Below are 21,599 nucleotides of genomic sequence, written 5' to 3'. Positions count from 1 at the left end.
AATCACGCGAAAATGCTAGAGTTTCGATCCCCCTAAATCCCCCTTAATAAGGGGGACTTTGAGTAAGCAAGTTCCCCCCTTTTGAAGGGGGGCTAGGGGGGATCGAATAAAAGCCGTGAATCGCGTCTACTTCACCCGCACCGCACGGTTTGCCGTATTCCGTTCCACATCCCGCACTTTCTTGCCGCGCCACAACAGCCGAATCGGAGTCCCCTTAAAGCCCAACGACTCCCGGAACTTGCGCTCAATGTAACGCCGATAGCCATCCCCAAATAGTTCGGGATTATTGACAAATAGCGCGATCGTCGGGGGCTGGGCACTCACCTGCGTACCGTAGTAAATCTTGCCCTGTTTCCCCTGGCGAGTCGTGGGCGGCGTATGCCACATCACCGCATCTTCCAGAATTTCATTAATGACAGATGTCCCAATGCGTCGCCGATGCTGTTCCGCTGCGGGGGCAATCAGATCGAAAATTTTCTCCACCCGTTGCCCATTCATAGCACTGGTGAAAATCATATCGGCCCATTCTGTAAAGTGCAGCCGCGATCGCACATCCCGTTCATATTCGTAAATCGTTGTGGAATCCTTTTCGATCGCATCCCACTTGTTGACCACCACCACACAGGCTCGCCCTTCATCCAGGATCCGTCCTGCCAGCTTTTGATCCTGTTCGGTTACGCCGTCCACCGCATCAATCACCATCAGCACAACGTCAGCCCGGTTGATGGCTTTAAAGGCGCGGTTAATGCTGAAAAATTCCGGCCCGTATTCCACATGTTTCTTTTTGCGAATCCCGGCGGTGTCAATCAGCCGATAGTTGACACCCTTGCGTTCCACCAACATATCGATCGTGTCACGAGTGGTACCGGAAATCGGACTGACGATCGAGCGATTTTGTCCCGTGAAGGCATTCAGCAAACTGGACTTGCCCACATTGGGCCGTCCCACGATCGCCACCCGGATTTCCTCCGCTTCCTCCACCTCTTCGATCGGCGGAAAATGCTTCAGGACTTCATCCAGAACATCGCCTGTCCCGTTCCCATGGATCCCTGAAGATGCGTAGGGTTGTCCCAAGCCCAGACTCCAAAATTCCGCCGCCTGCAATTCCCCCTGCGTCACCGATTCACACTTATTGACCGCGACCACAACGGGCACATCCTGCAAGCGCAACCAACTCGCGATTTCCTCATCCGCTACCGTCAAGCCTTCCTGCCCATCCACCACAAAAATTGCCGCACAGGCTTCAAGCAACGCAGCCTCTGCCTGCTCCCGAATAAAGGGCAAAAATTCCGTGTCGTCGTCAAAGACTAAGCCCCCTGTATCCACGACCATAAATTCCCGATCGCGCCAGAAGGCTCGCTTGTAGGTACGATCGCGGGTCACGCCGGGTTCATCAAACACGATCGCCTCCTGCACTTGGGCAAGGCGATTAACGATGGTTGATTTACCGACATTGGGACGGCCAATAATGGCAACAACAGGTAACGGCATAGAACTCGGATGGGGAAATGGATGGGAAAGAACCAAACCTTCATAGTAGCAAGAGTTGTCTCTATTCTATAAATTGAATTTCAGTAAATTGCGAGAAACCAGGCGGCAGTTCTCCGAATCCCAGGAAACCTTGAAATAATAGGTTCTGGACTCTACACCCCCACTTGACCCATGACCGCATTCTCCGTCGAACACCTTCAGCAGCAGTACCTGACCTATCGCCTCCACGATGAAACCGCCCAAGCCTCGATCGAAGTAGTCCCCGATCGGGGGGGGATCATCACCCGCTGGCAGATCCAGGATCGCGAACTCCTGTATCTCAATCAGGAACGGTTCCAGGATCCGAGTCTTTCCATTCGGGGCGGCATTCCCATCCTGTTTCCCATCTGCGGCAACCTGCCCAACAATCGCTATACCCTGGGCGATCGCACCTACAACCTCAAGCAGCATGGGTTTGCCCGCGATCTACCTTGGCAAGTCGTCAGCCAATCCGCCACCGACTGCGCTAGCCTCACCCTCGCCCTCTCCAGCAACGCCCAAACCTACGAGGTCTATCCCTTCGATTTCCATCTGGAATTTACCTACCGCATCTTGGGTAATCGCCTCACGATCGACCAGCAATACACCAACCGATCCCAAACCCCCATGCCCTTTTCCACGGGCTTCCATCCCTATTTCAACGTCCAAGATAAATCCCAACTGCGGTTCGATTTGCCCGCCAGTAGCGCGATCGACCAAAAGACCCAGCAAGCGCTACCCTTTTTCAACACCTTTGATTTTGCCCAACCAGAAATTGATTGGGCCTTCCCCGACCTAAGCCGCACCGTCGCGATCGCCACCGACCTACAAACCCACCTGCGCCTCACCCTCACCTACAGTCCCGCCTTTTCCACCCTCGTCTTCTGGACACTTCAGGATCAGGACTTTTACTGCTTAGAACCCTGGTCAGCCCCCCGCAATGCCCTCAATACCGGGGATCGCCTCATCACCCTCGCCCCCGGAGAAACCCGATCGTTGCAAATTGAACTGACCGCAGACTGGGTTTAACTCCAAACTGGGTTTAACTTCAGATTGGGTTCACAAAGCCTGGTAAATCTAACAGCTCAAAGGGCGCGATGCTGAGCCCGATACCCCAGGGGAAATGCGGCTCTCCGTACCCCATGGCTCAGCATCTTGCCGTAAATTGATAGAGTAAGGCACTGGAAATCAGGGTGAAAATCTTGTCCCAGAAGCATTACAGAGATTCCATATCTGTTTAAAATTCGCGTTTGAAGGTTCGGAGATGATTACCGCTCTCACCGTGCTAGTAGCACTGGGCATCCTTGGCTGGGGCTTCTATCGCGCCAAACCCTACGGCAAACTCGGCATCCTGTCCTGGTTGCAATCGGTGAGCTTGATGGCTCCCTGGTTGCTGTTCTTTGGCCTCTTTTCCGTTGGCGTCTATCTCAACCTCGTGGGCATGCTGCTCCTGTTTGTCGTTTCCACCGGGGGATATATCCTACTGGGACGACAAATTCGTACGATCGCCCCGGAGGAATTGGCCAAACGGGCGGAGGCGATCGCGAAAGCTAGGGCAGAGGTCAGTGAGACCAGTGCCGCCACCGATCAAAATGCGGACACTTCTACGAAAACGCCCTTTCCCGCAGCGGCCATAGCCCAACTGCAACCCATTTCTGCTGAGGATTTAACTGCCATCAAGGGAATTTTTGGCGTGGATACCTTCTTTGCCACAGAAACTATTCCCTTCCAAGACGGAGCCGTGTTCAACGGGAATTTGCGGGGAGATGGGGAAAAAGTCCATGCTAAGCTGTCCGACCTGTTGCAGGAACGGCTGGGCGATCGCTATCGATTATTCCTCGTCGAGAATCAAGAAGGTCGCCCCACGGTGGTCGTCCTACCCAGTAGCAATGATCCCAAGCCCCTGACCCTGACGCAGAAAATTCTGGCGGTCATTCTCTTTGTCGCCACGATCGGGACAACCTTGGAAATGGCGGGCTTACTCCAGGGCTTTGATTTCTACAGTGCGCCCCAACGCTACGCCGAAGTAGTTCCCCTGGCTGCAGGACTGTTCAGCATTCTCGCTGCCCATGAATTAGGCCATTGGGTCATGGCCAAACGGCACCAAGTCAAACTCAGTTGGCCCTTTTTCTTCCCGACTTGGCAAATTGGCTCCTTTGGGTCTCTAACCAACTTTGAGTCATTGCTGCCGAACCGCTCTGCACTGTTTGACATTGCTTTTGCAGGGCCCGCAGCAGGCGGCTTACTCTCCCTAGGGATGTTGATTGCCGGATTGACCCTCTCCCACCCCGGTAGCCCCTTTAAGGTTCCGACCACTTTTTTTGAAGGATCCATGTTGGTGGGAACCCTGACCCGCGTGATTTTGGGCAGCGAAGTCCAACAAAATTTCATTGAAGTCAGTCCTTTGGTCGTACTGGGCTGGCTGGGCTTGGTAATTACAGCGATTAACTTGATGCCCGCAGGGCGTCTCGATGGGGGGCGAATCGTACAGGCGATCTATGGCCGTAAGACTGCGAATCGTACAACGGTTGTGACAATCCTCTTCCTCGGCTTAGCTTCTTTGGTCAATCCTTTGGCCCTCTACTGGGCGATCATCATTCTTTTCTTGCAACGGAATTTAGAACGTCCCAGCCTTAATGAACTCACCGAACCGGATGATACCCGAGCCGCTTTGGGTCTGCTAGCGTTATTTTTAATGATTACAATCCTTCTACCCTTGACCCCCAGCTTGGCAGGGCGTTTAGGCTTTTCGGTCTAAGGCAAGTAGTCAGTCTAGCTCATCACGGATTGCAGGCAAGCTTAGGGAAGAGACCTATTAGCAACATGGGTGGGCGCTTTTGGGCGCTTACCCGTGCAAAACCTTAAATTTTGCGCCCCAACTCTTGATTCCTCTACGATCGCTCGATAATATTGCAACTTACTTCATCTACTTTTCTCTTTCTTCGTAGAACTTCTCAATCGGTCTTGCAATGGCACTACCCACCCTGGCATTACCCAACAACGACTGCACAGTTTTAATGACGGTTTAACGATTAATTTTTCCGGTTGTGGGGTTCAACCTATGACAAAAGCTCTAGAAGTTCCGCCCGTTTTGCTCCTGTTTGATCTGAGTGCTGTTTTATCGACCGAACTCCGCGATTGGCAAGCTTTTCGGCGGGTAGGGGAATGTTACCTACCGCAAGTAGTACAGCAAGAATTACAAGATTTGAGTCAGCATGCGATCGAAAAATCCCAAGAAGCACGCGCTCGGGAATTTCTCGGATTCTGGGAACAGGGGATTTGGCAATGGACGGATGACGCGATCGACCATCCCTTGCTGCAACCCGCTCCCGCCCATGGCATGAGCAAGCGATCCCGCTTAGCCCTTGCCGTTGCCCGCTGTGCCAATGGATTTGCGCAATATAACTCCCACAGTCTCGTGGTGCTCGTGACCAATGAGCCCATCCCTCTACAAGGCTTACAATCCCTTCAGTTACCCAACCTCTGCCTCATTTCTACCAGTGCTCTCTTAACCTGGAGCCGCACCGATCGTCGCCCCACTCCAGTCGCCCATCAGCTCCTGAGCATGCGGCAGCTCCGCAGCGAATCCCTAGGGGGCAGCCAGACGGCGGCTACTTTCGCCACCCAGACGAGCGCGCTTAGAACCGCCACAGCACGGCCCCTCACCCCAAAAACACCGGCAACGCCCACGGCACCGGCCCGGAGTCTCACCCCAACCCGTTCAGATCTACCTCGATCTCCGACCCATGCAGGGCGCTCATCCTCGACGGCTCGTCGCTTAGCCAAACCCGATCGCTATCCTGTGACCGCTAACCGCCCATCTGCGCTTCGCCAAGTATGGTCAGGATTTCTCGCGCTCTCCATGTTTTTATTGCTGGGGGGAACGGTCTGGTATCTGTTCCACCCCCAAAGTCTGAATCAATTCCTACGAAATCGCGGCCTTCCGCCCATCCCGCCGCTGGTCTCCCAGGTGGTATCCCAGTCAACCGAGCCGACGGAGGGGCGATCGTAAAAATAGCCCCAAGGATTGGCTTATTTGAGCCAGACCTGAAATATAATTCTGACGGAGGATGAGGCTAGCACAGACTATTCACAATCCAAACAATTGCAGCTTCAGACAGCATGTCTACAGGCTGAGAAGTAGGGCCGCCAAGCTTCTACTACAAACTTATTTGCCTACTTTTGCAAGCTGACTGATAGCCAACTGTAAATTTTGGGTAATCTGCCTGTAAAGCCTTTATAAATCAGGCAGCCAGTGCTGGGTTAGGTATGAACAAAAGCTCCCAAGCAAAGCTCAAAATGTTGATTGTTGACGATGAGCCAGACAATCTAGATCTGCTCTATCGCACATTTCGGCTTGAATTTCAAGTTTTCCGGGCAGAAAGTGCCATTGCAGCCCTAGATTTACTCGAGGAGCACGGGGAAGTTGCCATTATTATTTCTGACCAGAGAATGCCAGAAATGTTGGGCACCGAGTTCCTCAGCAAAACCGTGGAGCGGTTCCCCGACACGATTCGTATTGTCTTAACGGCCTATACTGATGTCAAAGACCTAGTTGATGCAATTAACTCTGGGAAGGTCTTTAAGTACATTACTAAGCCCTGGAATCAGCAACAACTCCAAGCAGTCGTGCGGCAGGCTGCGGAAACCTACCGAGTGGTCAAACAACGGACTGAGGAACTGCGCCGATCGCTCCGACGAGAATCCTTGTTTAATGCCGTTAATACTGCCATCCGGGAATCCCTTGACTACAGCAGTATGCTGCAAGCGATCGTAGAAACCCTTGGTAAAGCCTTCACATCGGAATGCTGTAGCTTACATCCCATTGAAAACGGCTTTCTGTCCAGCCAGGTGGTTCAGTACATTTCCCATGACCATGTTCCTGCGAACCTGTGGAATCCAACCATGCCGTTGATCCGATCGGTTCTAGAAGACTACAGCGCAACGGAGAGTGGGTTTCGAGCCATTAAGACCTTTACAGAAGGCAACACCGAACAAAATACAGCCCATGTCATCATTCCACTCACCTATCAGACCGATCTGCTAGCCATTCTGTCCATTGTCCGCAAGGGTGATTTAAATCAGTGGTCTACGGAAGATCTCGACCTGCTAGAAGGCGTCTCAGAGCAAGCCGTCATTGCGATTTCCCAGGCTAAGCTGTATCAGCGAACTCAAAAGCAAGCCGAACAAATCCGTGCCGAACTAGCCGTCGCACGACAAATTCAAAACAACCTACTCCGGCAAACCTTGCCAGAACTGCCTGGGGTTTGTGTGCAAGCTTGCTGCCACCCTGCTCGGGAAGTCGGAGGAGATTTTTTCGAAGTATATCAGCATCCCCAGGGAGATCTGTGGCTTGCAGTGGGGGATGTCTCCGGTAAAGGCGTTCCGGCGGCCTTGTTCATGGCCAGTGCAATTTCTGTCTTACGGCGAGAACTCGCCCAGGAAACCTCGCCCAACCCAGAAGATGTGATGCAGAATCTCAATCGCATTCTGCTGGATGATTTGGTGAGTACCAACTGCTTCATCACCATGGTACTAGCACGATTTAATCCCCTGACCCGACAACTGGTCTATGCCAATGCAGGACATCTCTATCCTCTGCTTTGGTCCCGCCAAGTTGCAGATGCCGAAATCGTACCGCAATATTTAACGAATCGGGGGGTTCCTTTGGGAATTCGTGAACTATGGAAAGCGCCTTCCGGTAGCGCCGTTCTGAACCCAGGAGATACCTTTCTGCTGATGAGCGATGGTGTAACAGAAGTCACGATTCGAAGTCAAATGCAAGTTTATGCCACAACCCCTAGCGCCGTTAATTCAGGCATGATGCTTCAACAGGCCGGCTTCTGGAAGTTACTGCAAGAGGATCGGGACTGCTTAGATCTCAAACGTCTACTGGCCCGGATTCGAGCGGCCACCCTTGCCCAAGAAGATGACCAAACAATGCTATCCCTGGAGGTTCTGTAAAAAATGAAGACAGAGCTGCACGTCCCTAGCGATCTGCGTTTCTTAGCTGTGGTTGAACATTGGCTATTGGATAGCCTACAGTTGGAAATTGGCAATGTAGTAGACTGGTCGAGACAGTCCACTCGCCTAAGATTAGCCTTAGTAGAAGCCTATTCTAATGTCGTTCGGCATGCCCATCGCGATCAACCTAATTTGCCCGTTATCCTCCGACTAGAGCTCCACGATCGCGACCTCGCCCTAGAAATTTGGGACTGTGGTCAAGGGTACAATCCCTCAGATTACAAGCCACCGACCCCAGAAGATAAGCAAGAACACGGTTATGGTTGGCTCATTTTAAACCGCTTAATGGATCGTGTGGAGTATTGTCTCCAAGTAGATGGTCGTAATTGCCTTAAGCTCGAGGCAAATCTACCTAACGCTAGTGTTGAAGAAGATCAAAAGGTGTCTACAGTAGATTAATAATTAGTTTGTTAAGCTAGAAAACTCTAGACAGATACCCATGCTCTATGACATTTCCCCCACCTGATCCTTTTGATCTTCTGCACGGGTAAGTTAGCTATATGGCCTTTAGCTGATAACAGTTAGGCTTGCTTGGGCAACTAGATTGTTATAATCCAGGCTGTTTCTGCGCAATTGTCTCTTGCTTAGTGCTCACACTAGAACAAATCTAGAATTGCCGCTCCCAAGTTCTACGACCCATTCTAATGAGTTTCTGACAGGAGAATTTGAGCAGATATGGAGTTCGCCGAGTTTGATGGGATCCCAGGTACTGTCCTATGATCAATGGCTGACTTATCATACTGATCCTTGCCATTGGGATTGTTCATTGGGATTGTTGTCAGTTGGTACACCCTTCTGACTGGTTCCGAATTAATTGTGCTCTTAGGTGAATTTATCGTACCCCTATCTATCGCGAATTCCCGATTTTGACAGCCACAATTGGACTAATGCGTTCTAGAACTAAAGGCATGCTGCACATTTTGTTTGCGTGTGTTTCAATTTCACAAGGTTGATGAATAAAGTATGGGTCGAGCAGGAAAAGCTTTGAAACAAGTGCTGCGTCAATACAGCATTACACAGAATCAATTGGCTGTGACGATGGGCATTGATCGATCAAATGTGAGTCGATGGGTGAACGGTAGCCGAGATCCCTCTGCTGAGGCGGTAGCTGAGATCAAGGATGCCCTGACAAGAATTCAAACCTCTGCATCTGAAGATTTTGTGCGGTGGTTCCTCTATGAACCGCCTAGCGAACCAGAACCCGAAGAGGAACCTAAGCCCGAACCTTCAGTGGAGGTCAAGTCAGACTAATTCAGTGCTTCCGATTCTGATCATAGTGACTATCGAGGCATGTTTCAAGTTGTCAGCAAAAGACTTCTAGTCAAGAACTCCAAATCGATGAAGTATCGCTGGGAGAGACCACTCCCTAGATAGTAGTCACGCAGGGGATGATAGTCATATAGGGGTAGAAGCATTGCTTAGCAACCTGAATACAACTCTTCTATAGAGTAGGTTAGCTACTAAATGACCATTTGTCAACATCGAGCACTCAAGTAAAACGGTTAGATGATAGGCATAGTGACCTGCAAAAACTAACCCAGGAAAAACATAAGGTGGTTCCTTGATGTGATTCCTTGATGTAGCAACATGTAGCAACTGGATGTAGCAACCCCGTAGAGCCAAAATTTGTAAGACTAAGACTAGCAATCAGGGGTTACATTTAACCTTCCCTCAAACAGTCTCATCTCCAACAAATCCTACCATTCCTCTTTAGGAATGCCAAGGAGTCATCAGGGATGTCATCAACGACTTGGAGGGGGACTAAGTGGGGAAGGTTTTCAACCCGGAAAGAGCTAGGATCAGCCATCTGACAATACATACCCTCGAATCTATTAGGGGAGTAGCCTAGAGACTCAGCAGATTTGCTAGAGTCCATGGGCTACTCCCCTGTTTTCCTTAGGTCAGGCGTCTTCTGAATGGAAGGTGTGTTCGTAATGAGGTCATGCTCACTTTTTACTGCACTGCTTTTGCCTCTTTTGTCAGCGCCTGCCATTTTTTGTTGCCCCCTAGGTGACCTTTAGTTGGTTTTTAGTGAACCCTTTAGGTGCCCTAAGTAATTAATTGCCCTAATTAATTAGTTGCATCAAATAATTAATTGAGCTTCAGCATAAATCCAGTTGAGATTCCACGACGTATTCCCTTTTACAAGACTGAGAGATGAGGTACCTCCCTGCGCAGGAATGACCCCGTAATACATTCGGTCTGTTTAACGAGTGACTACTTCAAAGGAGATATGTTATGGATCGTCAACAATGGCCCACCGATTCAGTGCAGGGGCGATCGGGAAAGTCGGCTGGACTATCTCGTCGAAATTTACTAGCAACGGGTGGGCTGGTAGCTGGATTGGCGGCAACGGCGGGGGCTTCATTCTTGGCAGACCAGGTAGAAGCCATGCCTTCTCCCAAAAACAAGCAAAATGATATCAAGATTCTTAATAACGCCCTCTACTACGAGCACCAAGCAATTTGGGCCTATGAAGTAGCGGCGGGGAAACTGAGTACCACAGATGTGGGTAAGGCGGTGTTGGCTCTAGCGCTGATGAACCAACGTGATCACAAAGCCCATCGTGATAAGTTGGCAGAAGTTGTGCGGAGCTTGGGCGGCAAACCTGTCATGGCAGAGAAGAGCTATGATGTGTCTTCTTATTTAAAGAAAGGCGAAGGTGGCCTGGATTCGGATGTGAATATCGCAAAGTTAGCTTTGGCTTTAGAAACCGATGCAGCGATCGCCTACACCTTGGAAGCAGCACAGTTGAAAACGCCGGAGTTGATTACTGCGGGAGCGAGCATTGGCTTGGATGAAGCGGCCCATGCAGCCGCCATTCGAGCTACATTTCGATCGCTGGGTGTGATGTTAGATATTGTGCCAGCAGCCTTTATGAGTCCTGAAACGCGCGATCGTTGGATTCTGAAGGTGTAACGATCGACGTCTTAAAAACCCATTGCAGCCCCTTTCCTAATGAAAGGGGCTTGTCTCTTGTTTAGTTATTTGATTTGAAATTCACTACCTTTGCGAGTTTGAGGTTCTATGCAACGCACGTCTTCCTCATCATGCACCCTCTGGCAGCAGGTGGGTGGAGTTGCGATTCTATTAGCTGCAATCGTCGTGTGTTGGTCAGCCTACGGATTCTATCAGCCCCAAATTTTAGACCGCCTCGGATTTCCTTTATTAGCCAGTTGGTTGGGCATTGGCCAAGGCTTACTGGGTGCGATCGTTGAACCCTATGTCGGTTTTCAGAGCGATCGCCTCATGGCCAAAGCAGGAAATCGGCTGCCAATGATTGCGATCGGGATTGCCTTGGCAGGTTTAATTTTTATAGTATTAGCTTTTTTATTAGAACAACGACTATCTCCTGCGTTTGCCTGGATTATTCCAATCCTAATGACCCTCTGGGTCATGGCGATGATCATCTTTCGTGGCCCTGCGATCGCGCTGTTACGCCAATTCGCCCCAACGGCTAATTTGCCCCAGGCCAATGGGATACTGACCTTTGTCCTGGGACTCTCCGGCGCGCTCGATCCTCTATTACAGCAATTCTTTAGCAGGATTGGTAGTACTGGAACCTTTTTGTTTGGAGCGTTGTGTCTATTAATTGGCGGGGTGGCGATCGGGGTCAATCAACCTACGGTTTCGATTCCTGATCTGAGCTATCCTCGCCCAGCAGTTGCAGCTAAACGTTCTATTTTTATTTTTATCGTAGGAGCCGCAGCAGGAATGGAAGCTTTTCTGTTGCTCAAACAGATTCCGCTCCAGTTACAGCCCACCTTCACAAATGTCTTACCCCAATACATCACAGCCATTATCCTTTTGATTTCTGCAATCACCGCAGTTCCCTTGGAAAAGTACATCAATATTCTGGGAATTCGAAAATCGATGACTTGCAGTTTAGGGATGATTGTCACGTTACTTCTGATGTCCCCTCTAGTCACCCATTGGATAACCGCTACTATTTTGTTAACCCTATGCGGTACAGCCATGGGCTTACTGTTTATTGATCAGATTCCATTTGCTTTAACAAGGGTTCCACCGGAATTAGCTGGATGGGGAACAGGACTGTATTTTGGGGGAATGGGGAGCGCGATCGCGATCGCAAATCTCATCCAACAATTAGGCGGTTTTTCGGCTTGGACGATTTCTTTACTTGCAATCACAGCATTCGCTATGGCAGTCATCTGCCTAAATAAACTCAAGCGGGAATTCTAGAGTGGAAATTCTAAAGTGGGAATATTACACACGCTATCAGGACTGGGTTGCTGAAGATTCGACACCCCTGAACTAGACAATCACCGCCAGCAGACTCATTCTCTGGTATTGAACGCCTAAAAATCAAACACGAGCCAGAAATTAAAACAGGAAATAGCCCCGCGAATTTGATTCGCGGGGCTCAGTTGCGAGTTCCTGCAATCCACGGTTCTAGGCACTGACTAAAGAGTCTTCTAAGTACTCATCATCTAGCGACGTGCGAGCAAAGAACATGCAGCCAGTCTGGGTGGATGGCCCATGGGATGAACCACACTCCGATCGAATGTAATCCCCTGCATAGTAGACCTGATCACCTACGATCAGGTCACCTTGCAGCATGTAAATTTCTTCAAACCCACTGTGGACATGGAGGGGGTAAGAAATACCAGGTTCCGCCCGCAAGACAACGCTGACTTCCCGGCTAACTTCATCTACCCGTAGACGCGCGATCGTGACCCCCGGCACTCGATAGGGCACCCACTCAAATTCCTGCGATCGCAACGCAAATACCGCTCCCATGGGCGGGGGCGAAGGTGGCCAAAGCGTCGATTCTGTAGGCTCCAATTCCAAATTTAAGTTTTGGAACAGTCGCTGCTTCAAATCCTTCGCCATGGGGACTTCAGGAGCACTGTAAGGAATGGCATTGACTGCAACTTGATAATCCGCTAACTCTTCGGCCAGCTCAGGCATTGCTGCAATTTGGCTAGCAATCCAGGCTTGTTCATCTTCCGTCAACACACCTAATGCTTCCAGGGGAGCTAACTCACAGAAACACGGGTTGTAACCGTAATTGTCTAGTGGTGGCAACTCATTTAACTCAGCCATAGTTTTCTCCAATCGCTCCCTCATGAAGTTTCCCAGGAACCCAGAAGGATTCGTAATTTACTCAGTCCCAACCGAATGCGCGTCTTAACCGTTCCAAGGGACAAATTTGTTGCGGTTGCAATTTCACTGTGACTGAGTCCATTGTAATAAGCTAACTCAATAACCTGCCGCTGTTCTGGAGGTAATTGGGCTAACGCAGCAAAAACTTGCTGACGACGTTCCTTAACGGCAACCTGCTCGATCGGATCATGGGTGGTTTTCGGGGCCGATCGCTCCGCTTGCACCGTCGCATCTTCGACTTTACCCAACCGCTGGGTTTTACGAAGCCGATCGAGCACCCGACTCCGCGCCATCATAAATAACCAGGCATCCACTCGGCCTTTTTGACTATCGTAGCGCTCTGCGGTTTTCCAGACCTGGGAAAACACATCTAACACCACTTCTTCGCTTTCCTCAACAGACCCCAAGCTGCGATAGGCAACGGAATAAAGGATGCGGGAATAGGCGTCATACAGTTGGGACAGCGCCGTCGGATCCCGTTGAACGATACGGGTCATCAGCACTTGATCCTGCGATCGATCTCGAGTTAGGTCAGAGGGATCCGGCATGCCGTTTGAGGAAGTCACAAGAGGACACCTAGCCATTGTGACACTAGCGATTGTCTCAGAAGTCATTGCTGCAAAATAAATACAGCAAACGAAGACCCCATACAGTTGAAAATTAAGTGGTGAGATAAAAATAGGGAATAAAAAAGCAGTCCCTACCCGGTTCGGACTGCCCTTGTGCTAGACAATTAGCTTCTCAATCTGAGTATATATTGCCTGACCCGAATTGAACAGACATCTCCCCCAAGGAAGATACTTTTCGTAAAAATACGGAGATGATTTGCCCAACCCCCATAAAGCAGCGATAAATTCGCTAGTTATGTCAGGAATTCTTCACAAGCTCACGGGCCGCCGCCAGCGCGATCGCCGCAGGATAAATTTGATGTTCCTGAATCTGGATCCGAGCTTGTAGGGTGGAGATCGTATCTTCCGGCAGAATGGGCACCGCTGCCTGCATCAAAATTGCGCCACTATCCACCTCTGGAACAACGTAGTGCACGGTGCAGCCTGCTATTTTGACGCCTGCTTGAAGGGCTTGTTCCACTGCGTGTCCGCCTTTGAAACTGGGCAAGAGACTGGGGTGGATATTCAAAATGCGATTTGGGAAAGCGTGAATCAACACGGGCGTGACAATACGCATCCACCCCGCCATGATCACCCAATCCACGTCATGGGTTTTCAGGGTTTCCACGATCGCGGCATCTAGATCTTCCCGACTCTTGTAGTCTCGATGGTTCAACAACACCGCTGGTGTCTTCAAGGCTTCTGCGCGGTCTACAACCTTGGCATCTGGATTGTTGTAAATCAGAACTTGCACTTGGGCGTTGAGGGTACCCGATGCAATGGCTTGGGCGATCGCTGCAAAGTTACTCCCACTACCCGACGCCATGACCCCCAACTTAAGGGGAGGGTGGCCCGCTAGCAAATCCGCAGGCGGCGGGGGGGGAGAGAGAAGGCAGGATTGTTCCAACCACGTGGAGACAGAAGTGGAAGGAGAAGTTGATGAAGATTGTTCAGCGCCCATATTGCTCAGAGAGTCACTATCCATAAATAGAGAGTGACATGACAAGTTAAATTCGCTCTGTTCAAACAGGGTATTTTAAGCAAGTCAAGTATCAGTAGGCTAGGGAACAACTACATCCAGATACCTAAACTGATAAGACCCATCATTTAAGTAAAATCAATCATTTAAGAAGGCGGCACCCAGATTCGAACTGGGGGTAAGGGATTTGCAGTCCCCTGCCTTACCACTTGGCCATGCCGCCGCATTGCACGTTTATTACTATAGCAAAAGATCTGCATTTCTAGAACACTGTTCCATCACTTTCAATCAAAATGGGCGGACTACCATCGGGGCGAAGGGTTTGCGCGATCGTCCGTCCAGCGCTCCAGGTACCACCTTGCAGAATTTTGACCAGGGGAAGTTCAACGGCGGTTTTCTGCAATTTCTGGCGGATGCGATCGGCGATCCGATCCACAAGGGCGATCGTGAGGCCGCGCCACTCCACCACCAGAGCCGACGCGACCGAATGGGCTGTTTGGGTATCCTGGGCATGCTTCAAGCGTAATAGTCCTAAATCTAGGCAAAGTCCTCCATTGCGATATTCAGCTAACCCAGTCAGTTGGTCTAAGTCTGTAATCGTAACCCCGGCTTCCATCAACGGTTCTAGCAGGGAATAGGTAAGCCATTGGGAGAGTTTATGGAGCGGTACCAGCACGGAGGTAGAGGTAGAGGTGGAAGTAGAAGCCGTGCGATCGTCTAACGACGAATCTAACGGCGAATCCATGGGCACATAGTTCCACACATCCCCCAGATTTTGACCCGCTAACACGCACCGTTCCGGCCATAGATCACTGAGCGACTCTAATAGGGTTTGGAGAATCGTTACTGCCGAGAGAGATTGATCCACCGATTGATGCTGGAAGTAATCCACCAGGTTTCCCAAGCGCGGTCGATCGGAGCCGAAAAACTGCGGCGATCGCGCCAGGATTTGGCCTAACTTTTGCAGGATTTGCCAGCGCCCTTCCAACCCGACGATCGGATTGGTTGGACTAACTTGTAAACCGATTGCCAGGTCATTTAAGGTCAGTTGGGCAAGGCCGATCGCATCGGTTGCTAAGTCCCCCACCTGCGCAAATTTGCCTTGGCAGAATAAGTCTAAACTGGCGACGGCGAGCCCTTCCGATCGCTGCCAAACCCGACCTGCTGCATCTCGATACCGCCAAGCACTGCCCGCCCCCGCATCCAACAACACACTGGGAATCACCAAATCAAACCGCGCCTTAGCCCGTTCCCAGACATCCAAATTTTGCAGGATGGGGGCCACCCGATCGGCAGGAAAATGTCGCCAACGGCTATGGAAGGGGATATTGCCGTTCGGATAATTCCGCTGCATGATTTCAATCACGTAGTCTGCCACCGCATCCAAGCGCATCAGATCCACTTGAAAATGGTGGAGGCGATCGGCCAACCCAAGTTCCAGCAAATACTGAGCTTGAGTCCGAATCGCTTGGGGTGATCGTAGATAACTAACGGAAACCATAGGTGCAGGAACTGTAGAGGCCCAAGCCATAGCAAAAGCAATCAGTCGTCAAAGCCATTAGTGGCACAAGACATTAGTGGCACAAGCCATTAGTAACAAAAGCGATCAGTGGCAAAAGTGATCAGTGACAAAAGCGATCAGTGGGAAGCTCACCGGGAGATCACCATCGACTCAATCTTACCTAAGCCAAAATTAGGGAGCGCCGATCGGGCATTATTGGAGACAATGAAGACGTTTCTTCCAGATTTCTTTGGAGATAGTATTTTATCTTTGCTCCAGTGTTATCAAACCCTCTATCATCAAACCCTCATTGTATGAATCATTTTGGAACTGTACTTAAGGTTTTGGCCGCGTCCATCGTGATTACCCTAGGGATTAAATACCTCGCGCCCAATATCACGATCGCACCCACACCCATGAATGCGCTCATTGCAGTTCTTCTGCCCACAGTCGTCGTAGCGGGAGGGTTAGCCGTGCGATCGCAAATCGCCCCCGATCGTGCTCTGTCATCAGATCGATCGACCCCCTCCAATCCATAGGTCAGAAATCTATTGGCAGTCGAATTGATCACGCAGGAGGCAGAAGAAGTGATGGAGTTAGGACATTGGGTAGGCCTTTTGGCTTTGGGCATTGCACTATTTATTCTCTGGCAAATTCGCAATGTGTTGATGCTGATTTTTGCCGCTGTGGTGCTGGCCTCTGCCTTAAATACGGGAGCACGGCAAATTCAAAAACTGGGAATTAAGCGAGCACCCTCGCTCATTGTGTCGATCGTGGGGATTTTCGGCATTCTATTCCTGTCAATGTGGTTGATTATTCCCCCCTTCGCCGACCAATTTCAGCAATTAACCACCCTGTTTCCCAAGGGACTCGATCGGGTCAACACTTGGCTAGACGATGCCCGGAGCTTTGCGCCACCTTTTCTCCAGTCTTCATTACCCGATGTTAATAGCCTGATTCCTCAGCTACAACCTTTAGCAAATCGGCTGCTCGGCGGTTCCTTAGCCTTCTTTTCCGGCACCTTGGGAGCTATTTTAAATATCCTGCTAGTGATGATCCTCGCCATCATGTTTTTGGTGGATCCTGACCAATACCGTCGGGTCTTTGTTCGCTGTTTCCCATCGTTTTACCGTCGCCGCATCAATGAGATTTTGCTCAAGTGTGAAGAATCGCTGCGGGGCTGGCTGGTGGGAATTTTGTTCAATATGGTGGTGATTGGGGGCTTTAGCGGCCTAGGTTTGTGGATTCTGCATATTCCCCTGCCCTTTGCCAACGGCATTTTGGCGGGTTTGCTAACCTTTATTCCCAACATTGGCCCTGCGGTTAGTGTGGTGCCTCCCATGGCGATCGCGCTGCTGGATGCTCCCTGGAAATCCGTTGCTGTTCTACTGCTCTACTTTGCGGTGCAGCAGTTGGAAACCAATGTTTTGACCCCCTACGTCATGGCCCAACAGGTTTCTCTAATTCCTGCCGTAACCTTGTTATCGCAGTTTTTCTTTGCGACATTTTTTGGTTTTCTGGGATTGTTGCTGGCCTTACCCTTAACGGTAGTCGGCCAAGTTTGGATCCACGAAATTGTCGTTAAAGATATTTTGGATCAGTGGACTGAAGCAGACTTTTCGATCGTGCCTAGGTTACAGACCGCTCAAGCTAATATCTCCCAAACAACCGGCAAGAATTCACCCGAGCAGACTCCAGCCGCCACAGATGATATTGAACCTTTGGTTATTCTCCAACGGCATTCCGGCGAACCAGTGATCGATCGATCGATCGATCGATCCACTACCGACTCCCAATTGGAAGAGTCTCCAGAATCGCGGGAATCTCAAGACCAAACAGCAGATTAATTAAGCCACTTGTTAATTAAGCCACTTGGTTGATTATCGTAGAGGTCAAATGGGCGGCTAAAGCTGCTTGGCAGTCAGCTACGGAGTCCCGACGGGTTAACGCTTCCACCAAGGCGTCGTAAGCTGCCGAGTTTTCTTCCAACAGCGTTTTCGCCCGCAGAACACAGAGCCGTTCCTTTTGTTCAGCTTCAGCATCGGAGAATTTGAGGTGGTTCAGCACAGCCCGTAGCTTGAGCCGATCGTCCGATCCGCCCTCAGCATTGCCATACTGCCATTTTTCCGCTGCAATGCCTGCCATCCAGACCGTGCAGAAGCGATCGAGCCACTGCGCCGAAAGTTTACCCTGTTGCAATTGCTGATCCAACTCCTGGGTATCAAACTGAATGCCGCCTTGCCCTGCAAAGCCTTTTCTTAAGGCTTCCCAAGCCGTCAGGGAATAGTCAGTAACGGAAATCCCCAATTGCTGCGCCACCAGGAAATGGCCGGCCTCATGGCGAATAATCCGTTCACGGTGGGCGGGAGAAAAGCCTGCGATCCAGTCCAGCAGCACATTCTGCCCCTGTCCTTGAAAGCTAAAGGCATCCAGTGTCCCGATCGCCATCATTCCAAAAATTGCGATCGCAGGGATCGCTGGTGAAATGTGCAGCAACGGCCCCAACAGTGTCGTTAGGGTCATCAAAAACACTGCGATCGCGACCAGATTTAAAGACAGTTGATTCATAGAACAGAAGGATTTCAAAATTATGCAAACAGCCGGAATTGTCTATCGCAAGCTTTCAGGTTATGGAGTCTCAAACAAGACCATTGCAAACTATGGCATTTCAGACTATCAGGTTGCAGACCATAGGATTGCAGGCTACAGAGTTTCAAATTATGGAGTTTCAGGCTGTGTATTTTCAGGCTGTGCACTCTCAGGTTGAGAACTGTCTCGGGATGAACTGTCTGGGCTGACCGAGGGACTGGTTGAACCTGGGCTTTCTGGTTGCTGGCCTCGGGCTTTAAAGAAGGTTTCCAAACTTTGCCGATCGCCGACAAACCGCCAATGCCAGGGTTCGTAGGATACCCCCTGTTTATTGTTTTTGGGGAACGACATTTCAAAGTTGTAGCGCGGTGCATTGGCTTGCAACCATTTGAAGGCTGCCGTTTGCTCAAAATCGGGACTTAAGTTGGTTGCAGGGACGTTGCCATCCCCAATATCGATCGCATAGCCCGTATGGTGCTCACTGTAGCCGGGAGGGGCACTGACCGCTGCCCGTTGCTCCGCTGTTTGAATCCGTTGTTGTTTGAGTGAGAGAAACACCTGTTCCTGCTCTGAGATCGATCGAAAGGCAGATAACGGCATTAAGCTGATGCCCTCGGTTTGGGCTGCGGCAGCCATCTCTTTATAGGCTTGGGCTGCGGCTTTTCGGAGTTTCAACCCGCCATCCGCTGTAATTGCTTCCAATTCTGCTGTCGGGGCTTCTGGGTAGGGGTAATGGTTGAGGACGGTTCCCGCCGGAGCACCGGAGGAATTATTGGTCACGGGATTGGAGGCCGGTGTCGAGGCGATCGGGTTACGAGATCGCGTCATCCACCAACCCGTTCCGCCGATCGCCACCACGATCGCCAACCCAACGATCCCCATCAGCGGCGTCAACTTTTTCTGGGGCTGACTGGTTAACGTTTCCCGAGTCGCTTCTGGCAAATCATCATCCAAGGAAGACGAAGAGAGTTTTGAGGGTTTTCCGGGCCAACCAGCCTTACTCACACACAGTCTCCTTGATGAATCCAGAAGGTAACAAACAATTTCAACTGAAGGTAACAAACAATTTACAGAAAATTATAGACTGCTCAACCGAACAACTTACCCCTACAGCTTGACCGAACAACTTACCCCTACAGCTTGACCGGACAGCTTGAGGCCATCACCCCCAACTCTCTGCAACTTTCCCTAGGGTAGACTAGATCGCCACGCCGTTAACGGTTACTGTTAACACTGACGATTAATCCGTTCATCCCCACGCCTCTGCCCTCTTGAGATTCCCCGAAGGCTGTCATGGTCATGTCCCCTGTTTACGAATCTGCGCCCGTTCCCTCCAATCCGCTGGCCACGCCTGAATCACACCCTGAATTATCGATCGTTGTGCCTATCTACAACGAAGCGGAAAGTTTGCCGTTTCTGCTCGACGCGATCGCCCAAAGCTTGGTGGACAGCGGGTTGACCTATGAACTGATTTGCGTCGATGACGGTTCCAAGGATGGCTCGGATCAAATTCTCAAGCAGCAAGCCGCCGATCGCCCTCAGCTGCGGGTCGTGATTCTCCGGCGCAACTATGGGCAAACCGCCGCGATCGCGGCTGGGTTCAAATACGCCCAGGGCAAAGTTGTGGTCACGCTGGACGGTGATTTGCAAAACGACCCAGCGGATATTCCTATGCTGTGGAACAAACTCCACGAAGGCTACGACCTCGTCAGCGGGTGGCGCAAGGATCGTCAGGACAAGGCCCTCACCCGCGTCCTTCCCTCTAAGATTGCCAATTGGCTGATTGGGCAAGTCACCGGCGTCAAACTCCACGACTATGGCTGTTCCCTCAAAGCCTATCGATCGGAACTGGTGGCCGACCTAAACCTATACGGCGAATTGCATCGCTTTTTGCCTGCCCTCGCCTTCATTGAAGGGGCGCGGATTACCGAAGTCCCCGTGCGACACCATGCCCGCCGCTATGGCCACAGCAAGTATGGCCTCGATCGCACTTTCCGGGTCGTCATGGACTTGCTGACTATTTCCTTTATGCGCAAGTTTCTGACCCGCCCCATGCACGTTTTTGGCTTGTTCGGGCTGATTGCGTTGGTGATGGGGATTCTCTTGGGCGGCTATCTGGCCTACGTGAAAATTGTTTTCGGGGAAGACATTGGTCAACGCCCCCTACTCACCCTAACGGTGTTGCTGTTGATTAGTGGATTACAACTGTTTAGTTTCGGGCTCTTAGCAGAATTGGGAATGCGCACCTACCACGAATCCCAGGGTCGTCCCATCTATCGAGTTCGTGAAGTGATTGGCATTGCCGGGGCAGAGCAAGCCGATCGATTAGCCTAAATGAGCACCAGTGGATATCTGGCCCAGCAATCCTATGGGGAACAGCAAGTGGAAACAGAAGAGTCTAAGCCAGTTTTCACCAGCTTAGACCGCTAACCAGTCTTTCACCCAAGCAAACTTCTGTCCTTCGGGCTGGTTCTATTCCTTGGGTTTTGCCTTGTTCAACCGCAACTGCCGTCCCATCCACTCGGCTCCATCCAACTCGCTAATGGCATTATCTTCCTGGGCAGACTCGGTTAACTCCACAAAGGCAAAGCCACGTACCCGCCCTGTCTCGCGATCGGTGGGCACGACAATGCGCTTGATCGAACCATACTCTCCAAAAACTTCTTTTAAGTCATCCTCGGTAGCTTTGTAGGAGAGATTTCCAACGTAAATAGTCATGGGCTTGAACTTCCGAACGAGTAACGTCGCTACTTGCTGCCCAGACCTTCTCTCCAATTTGCAAATCTTCAAAGTTAAACATCTTCAAGCTGCAAGGTTTCAAGGAATGATCTAGGGTAACAAGCAACCTGCTGGAGAAGAGTTGTTATTCGCCAATGCACCTTCCAGAACTTGGCTGAGCTAGAAATCCGTCACTATGGAATTTCTAGATAGCCGTCCAGTCAGCTGCACTAGAGCAATCGTTCAACGATTCATCAGCAAGAGCACAATTTCCCCAGGCACACGATCGTTGCTGCTAGCCTTGTATCATCAACCTTTCTACGCCTTTACCAGCGGTGACCTCAGCGGTGACCTTAAGTTGGACAAGAGGACAATCTAGGCGAGATCCCAGTCAAGGGAGAAGGTCTCTTTCAAGGACGAGAAGCGAATCTATCCTAGGGAATAGATCCAAAATTCTAGCGCTTAACTTTTTTCCAAGTGGATATTGCTGCTACAAAAACAGTTAGATTTCTGGCTAATTTTTGTAACAGCTTTTGCAATGTTG

19 protein-coding genes and 1 tRNA gene are annotated in these 21,599 nt (G+C 50.6%); 11 read left to right on the top strand and 9 right to left on the bottom strand.

Annotated elements, in window-relative coordinates; translation table 11 throughout:
- Nucleotides 1-126 precede the first annotated feature (126 nt).
- Complete coding sequence (der, locus tag H6G21_RS03655; protein ID WP_190570654.1) at nucleotides 127-1,491, bottom strand: ribosome biogenesis GTPase Der; 1,365 nt, start codon at nucleotides 1,489-1,491, stop codon at nucleotides 127-129.
- A gap of 171 nt (nucleotides 1,492-1,662) precedes the next feature.
- On the opposite strand from der, the gene H6G21_RS03650 reads away from it, so the two are divergent.
- From H6G21_RS03650 to H6G21_RS03615, 8 genes are all read left to right on the top strand, one after another.
- Complete coding sequence (locus H6G21_RS03650) at nucleotides 1,663-2,538, top strand: aldose epimerase (RefSeq protein ID WP_190570652.1); 876 nt, start codon at nucleotides 1,663-1,665, stop codon at nucleotides 2,536-2,538.
- Between the two features lie 235 nt (nucleotides 2,539-2,773).
- On the top strand, nucleotides 2,774-4,267 hold the full coding sequence (locus H6G21_RS03645) for a site-2 protease family protein (RefSeq protein ID WP_190570650.1): 1,494 nt from the start codon (nucleotides 2,774-2,776) through the stop codon (nucleotides 4,265-4,267).
- A 303-nt stretch (nucleotides 4,268-4,570) separates the two neighbouring features.
- Nucleotides 4,571-5,521 carry a PIN domain-containing protein gene (locus tag H6G21_RS03640; protein ID WP_190570648.1) on the top strand — a complete coding sequence of 317 codons (951 nt, stop codon included), beginning with the start codon at nucleotides 4,571-4,573 and terminating at the stop codon, nucleotides 5,519-5,521.
- 257 nt (nucleotides 5,522-5,778) lie between these two features.
- Complete coding sequence (locus H6G21_RS03635; RefSeq protein ID WP_190570647.1) at nucleotides 5,779-7,473, top strand: SpoIIE family protein phosphatase; 1,695 nt, start codon at nucleotides 5,779-5,781, stop codon at nucleotides 7,471-7,473.
- A gap of 3 nt (nucleotides 7,474-7,476) precedes the next feature.
- Complete coding sequence (locus H6G21_RS03630) at nucleotides 7,477-7,932, top strand: anti-sigma regulatory factor (protein ID WP_190570645.1); 456 nt, start codon at nucleotides 7,477-7,479, stop codon at nucleotides 7,930-7,932.
- A 564-nt stretch (nucleotides 7,933-8,496) separates the two neighbouring features.
- Nucleotides 8,497-8,784: a helix-turn-helix transcriptional regulator gene (locus H6G21_RS03625; protein ID WP_190570643.1), complete on the top strand. Its 288-nt coding sequence runs from the start codon at nucleotides 8,497-8,499 to the stop codon at nucleotides 8,782-8,784.
- Between the two features lie 987 nt (nucleotides 8,785-9,771).
- Entirely contained in the window at nucleotides 9,772-10,452 is a 681-nt protein-coding gene (locus H6G21_RS03620) for a DUF4439 domain-containing protein (protein ID WP_190570641.1), read from the top strand.
- A gap of 108 nt (nucleotides 10,453-10,560) precedes the next feature.
- A complete protein-coding gene (locus H6G21_RS03615; protein WP_190570639.1) occupies nucleotides 10,561-11,736 on the top strand; it encodes an MFS transporter in 1,176 nt (391 codons plus the stop codon).
- Between the two features lie 210 nt (nucleotides 11,737-11,946).
- Here the strand turns inward: H6G21_RS03615 and H6G21_RS03610 are convergent, their stop codons facing one another.
- From H6G21_RS03610 to H6G21_RS03590, 5 genes are all read right to left on the bottom strand, one after another.
- Nucleotides 11,947-12,600, bottom strand: coding sequence for a cupin domain-containing protein (locus H6G21_RS03610; RefSeq protein WP_190570637.1), 654 nt, complete (start codon nucleotides 12,598-12,600; stop codon nucleotides 11,947-11,949).
- A gap of 20 nt (nucleotides 12,601-12,620) precedes the next feature.
- Nucleotides 12,621-13,208 carry a sigma-70 family RNA polymerase sigma factor gene (locus H6G21_RS03605; RefSeq protein ID WP_190571234.1) on the bottom strand — a complete coding sequence of 196 codons (588 nt, stop codon included), beginning with the start codon at nucleotides 13,206-13,208 and terminating at the stop codon, nucleotides 12,621-12,623.
- A gap of 319 nt (nucleotides 13,209-13,527) precedes the next feature.
- Entirely contained in the window at nucleotides 13,528-14,253 is a 726-nt protein-coding gene (purN, locus tag H6G21_RS03600) for a phosphoribosylglycinamide formyltransferase (RefSeq protein WP_242041628.1), read from the bottom strand.
- A gap of 146 nt (nucleotides 14,254-14,399) precedes the next feature.
- Nucleotides 14,400-14,470, bottom strand: a tRNA-Cys gene (locus H6G21_RS03595).
- Nucleotides 14,471-14,509: 39 nt separating this feature from the next.
- Nucleotides 14,510-15,778, bottom strand: coding sequence for a DUF1688 family protein (locus H6G21_RS03590; RefSeq protein ID WP_242041627.1), 1,269 nt, complete (start codon nucleotides 15,776-15,778; stop codon nucleotides 14,510-14,512).
- A 284-nt stretch (nucleotides 15,779-16,062) separates the two neighbouring features.
- Here H6G21_RS03590 and H6G21_RS03585 point away from each other — a divergent pair, with 284 nt between their 5' ends.
- Complete coding sequence (locus H6G21_RS03585; protein ID WP_190570635.1) at nucleotides 16,063-16,287, top strand: hypothetical protein; 225 nt, start codon at nucleotides 16,063-16,065, stop codon at nucleotides 16,285-16,287.
- Between the two features lie 12 nt (nucleotides 16,288-16,299).
- Nucleotides 16,300-17,595, top strand: a complete 1,296-nt coding sequence (locus tag H6G21_RS03580; protein WP_242041626.1) for an AI-2E family transporter — start codon at nucleotides 16,300-16,302, stop codon at nucleotides 17,593-17,595.
- A 16-nt stretch (nucleotides 17,596-17,611) separates the two neighbouring features.
- On the opposite strand, the gene H6G21_RS03575 is transcribed toward H6G21_RS03580, so the two are convergent.
- Together H6G21_RS03575 and H6G21_RS03570 are read right to left on the bottom strand one after the other, a co-directional pair.
- A complete protein-coding gene (locus H6G21_RS03575; RefSeq protein WP_190570633.1) occupies nucleotides 17,612-18,316 on the bottom strand; it encodes an ATP-dependent Zn protease in 705 nt (234 codons plus the stop codon).
- Between the two features lie 150 nt (nucleotides 18,317-18,466).
- Nucleotides 18,467-19,342, bottom strand: a complete 876-nt coding sequence (locus H6G21_RS03570) for a D-alanyl-D-alanine carboxypeptidase family protein (protein ID WP_190570632.1) — start codon at nucleotides 19,340-19,342, stop codon at nucleotides 18,467-18,469.
- A 294-nt stretch (nucleotides 19,343-19,636) separates the two neighbouring features.
- Here H6G21_RS03570 and H6G21_RS03565 point away from each other — a divergent pair, with 294 nt between their 5' ends.
- Nucleotides 19,637-20,671, top strand: coding sequence for a glycosyltransferase (locus H6G21_RS03565; protein WP_190570630.1), 1,035 nt, complete (start codon nucleotides 19,637-19,639; stop codon nucleotides 20,669-20,671).
- Nucleotides 20,672-20,809: 138 nt separating this feature from the next.
- Here the strand turns inward: H6G21_RS03565 and H6G21_RS03560 are convergent, their stop codons facing one another.
- The gene (locus H6G21_RS03560; RefSeq protein WP_190570628.1) at nucleotides 20,810-21,055 is read right to left on the bottom strand and encodes an RNA-binding protein; all 246 of its coding nucleotides are present in this window, start codon (nucleotides 21,053-21,055) and stop codon (nucleotides 20,810-20,812) included.
- Nucleotides 21,056-21,599 lie beyond the last annotated feature (544 nt).

This window comes from Alkalinema sp. FACHB-956 (assembly GCF_014697025.1).
GTDB lineage: Bacteria > Cyanobacteriota > Cyanobacteriia > Leptolyngbyales > Leptolyngbyaceae > Alkalinema.
This window is presented reverse-complemented; position numbering and strand designations above follow the sequence as displayed.

What these genes read in the sequence shown, in the direction of transcription:
- H6G21_RS03635 (WP_190570647.1), top strand. Translation starts at nt 5,779, where the DNA reads ATGAACAAAAGCTCCCAAGCAAAGCTCAAAATGTTGATTGTTGACGAT.
- H6G21_RS03585 (WP_190570635.1), top strand. Translation starts at nt 16,063, where the DNA reads ATGAATCATTTTGGAACTGTACTTAAGGTTTTGGCCGCGTCCATCGTG.
- H6G21_RS03630 (WP_190570645.1), top strand. Translation starts at nt 7,477, where the DNA reads ATGAAGACAGAGCTGCACGTCCCTAGCGATCTGCGTTTCTTAGCTGTG.
- H6G21_RS03625 (WP_190570643.1), top strand. Translation starts at nt 8,497, where the DNA reads ATGGGTCGAGCAGGAAAAGCTTTGAAACAAGTGCTGCGTCAATACAGC.
- der (WP_190570654.1), bottom strand. Translation starts at nt 1,491, where the DNA reads ATGCCGTTACCTGTTGTTGCCATTATTGGCCGTCCCAATGTCGGTAAA.
- H6G21_RS03645 (WP_190570650.1), top strand. Translation starts at nt 2,774, where the DNA reads ATGATTACCGCTCTCACCGTGCTAGTAGCACTGGGCATCCTTGGCTGG.
- H6G21_RS03565 (WP_190570630.1), top strand. Translation starts at nt 19,637, where the DNA reads ATGTCCCCTGTTTACGAATCTGCGCCCGTTCCCTCCAATCCGCTGGCC.
- H6G21_RS03605 (WP_190571234.1), bottom strand. Translation starts at nt 13,208, where the DNA reads ATGCCGGATCCCTCTGACCTAACTCGAGATCGATCGCAGGATCAAGTG.
- H6G21_RS03590 (WP_242041627.1), bottom strand. Translation starts at nt 15,778, where the DNA reads ATGGCTTGGGCCTCTACAGTTCCTGCACCTATGGTTTCCGTTAGTTAT.
- purN (WP_242041628.1), bottom strand. Translation starts at nt 14,253, where the DNA reads ATGGATAGTGACTCTCTGAGCAATATGGGCGCTGAACAATCTTCATCA.
- H6G21_RS03560 (WP_190570628.1), bottom strand. Translation starts at nt 21,055, where the DNA reads ATGACTATTTACGTTGGAAATCTCTCCTACAAAGCTACCGAGGATGAC.
- H6G21_RS03650 (WP_190570652.1), top strand. Translation starts at nt 1,663, where the DNA reads ATGACCGCATTCTCCGTCGAACACCTTCAGCAGCAGTACCTGACCTAT.
- H6G21_RS03620 (WP_190570641.1), top strand. Translation starts at nt 9,772, where the DNA reads ATGGATCGTCAACAATGGCCCACCGATTCAGTGCAGGGGCGATCGGGA.
- H6G21_RS03610 (WP_190570637.1), bottom strand. Translation starts at nt 12,600, where the DNA reads ATGGCTGAGTTAAATGAGTTGCCACCACTAGACAATTACGGTTACAAC.
- H6G21_RS03640 (WP_190570648.1), top strand. Translation starts at nt 4,571, where the DNA reads ATGACAAAAGCTCTAGAAGTTCCGCCCGTTTTGCTCCTGTTTGATCTG.
- H6G21_RS03615 (WP_190570639.1), top strand. Translation starts at nt 10,561, where the DNA reads ATGCAACGCACGTCTTCCTCATCATGCACCCTCTGGCAGCAGGTGGGT.
- H6G21_RS03575 (WP_190570633.1), bottom strand. Translation starts at nt 18,316, where the DNA reads ATGAATCAACTGTCTTTAAATCTGGTCGCGATCGCAGTGTTTTTGATG.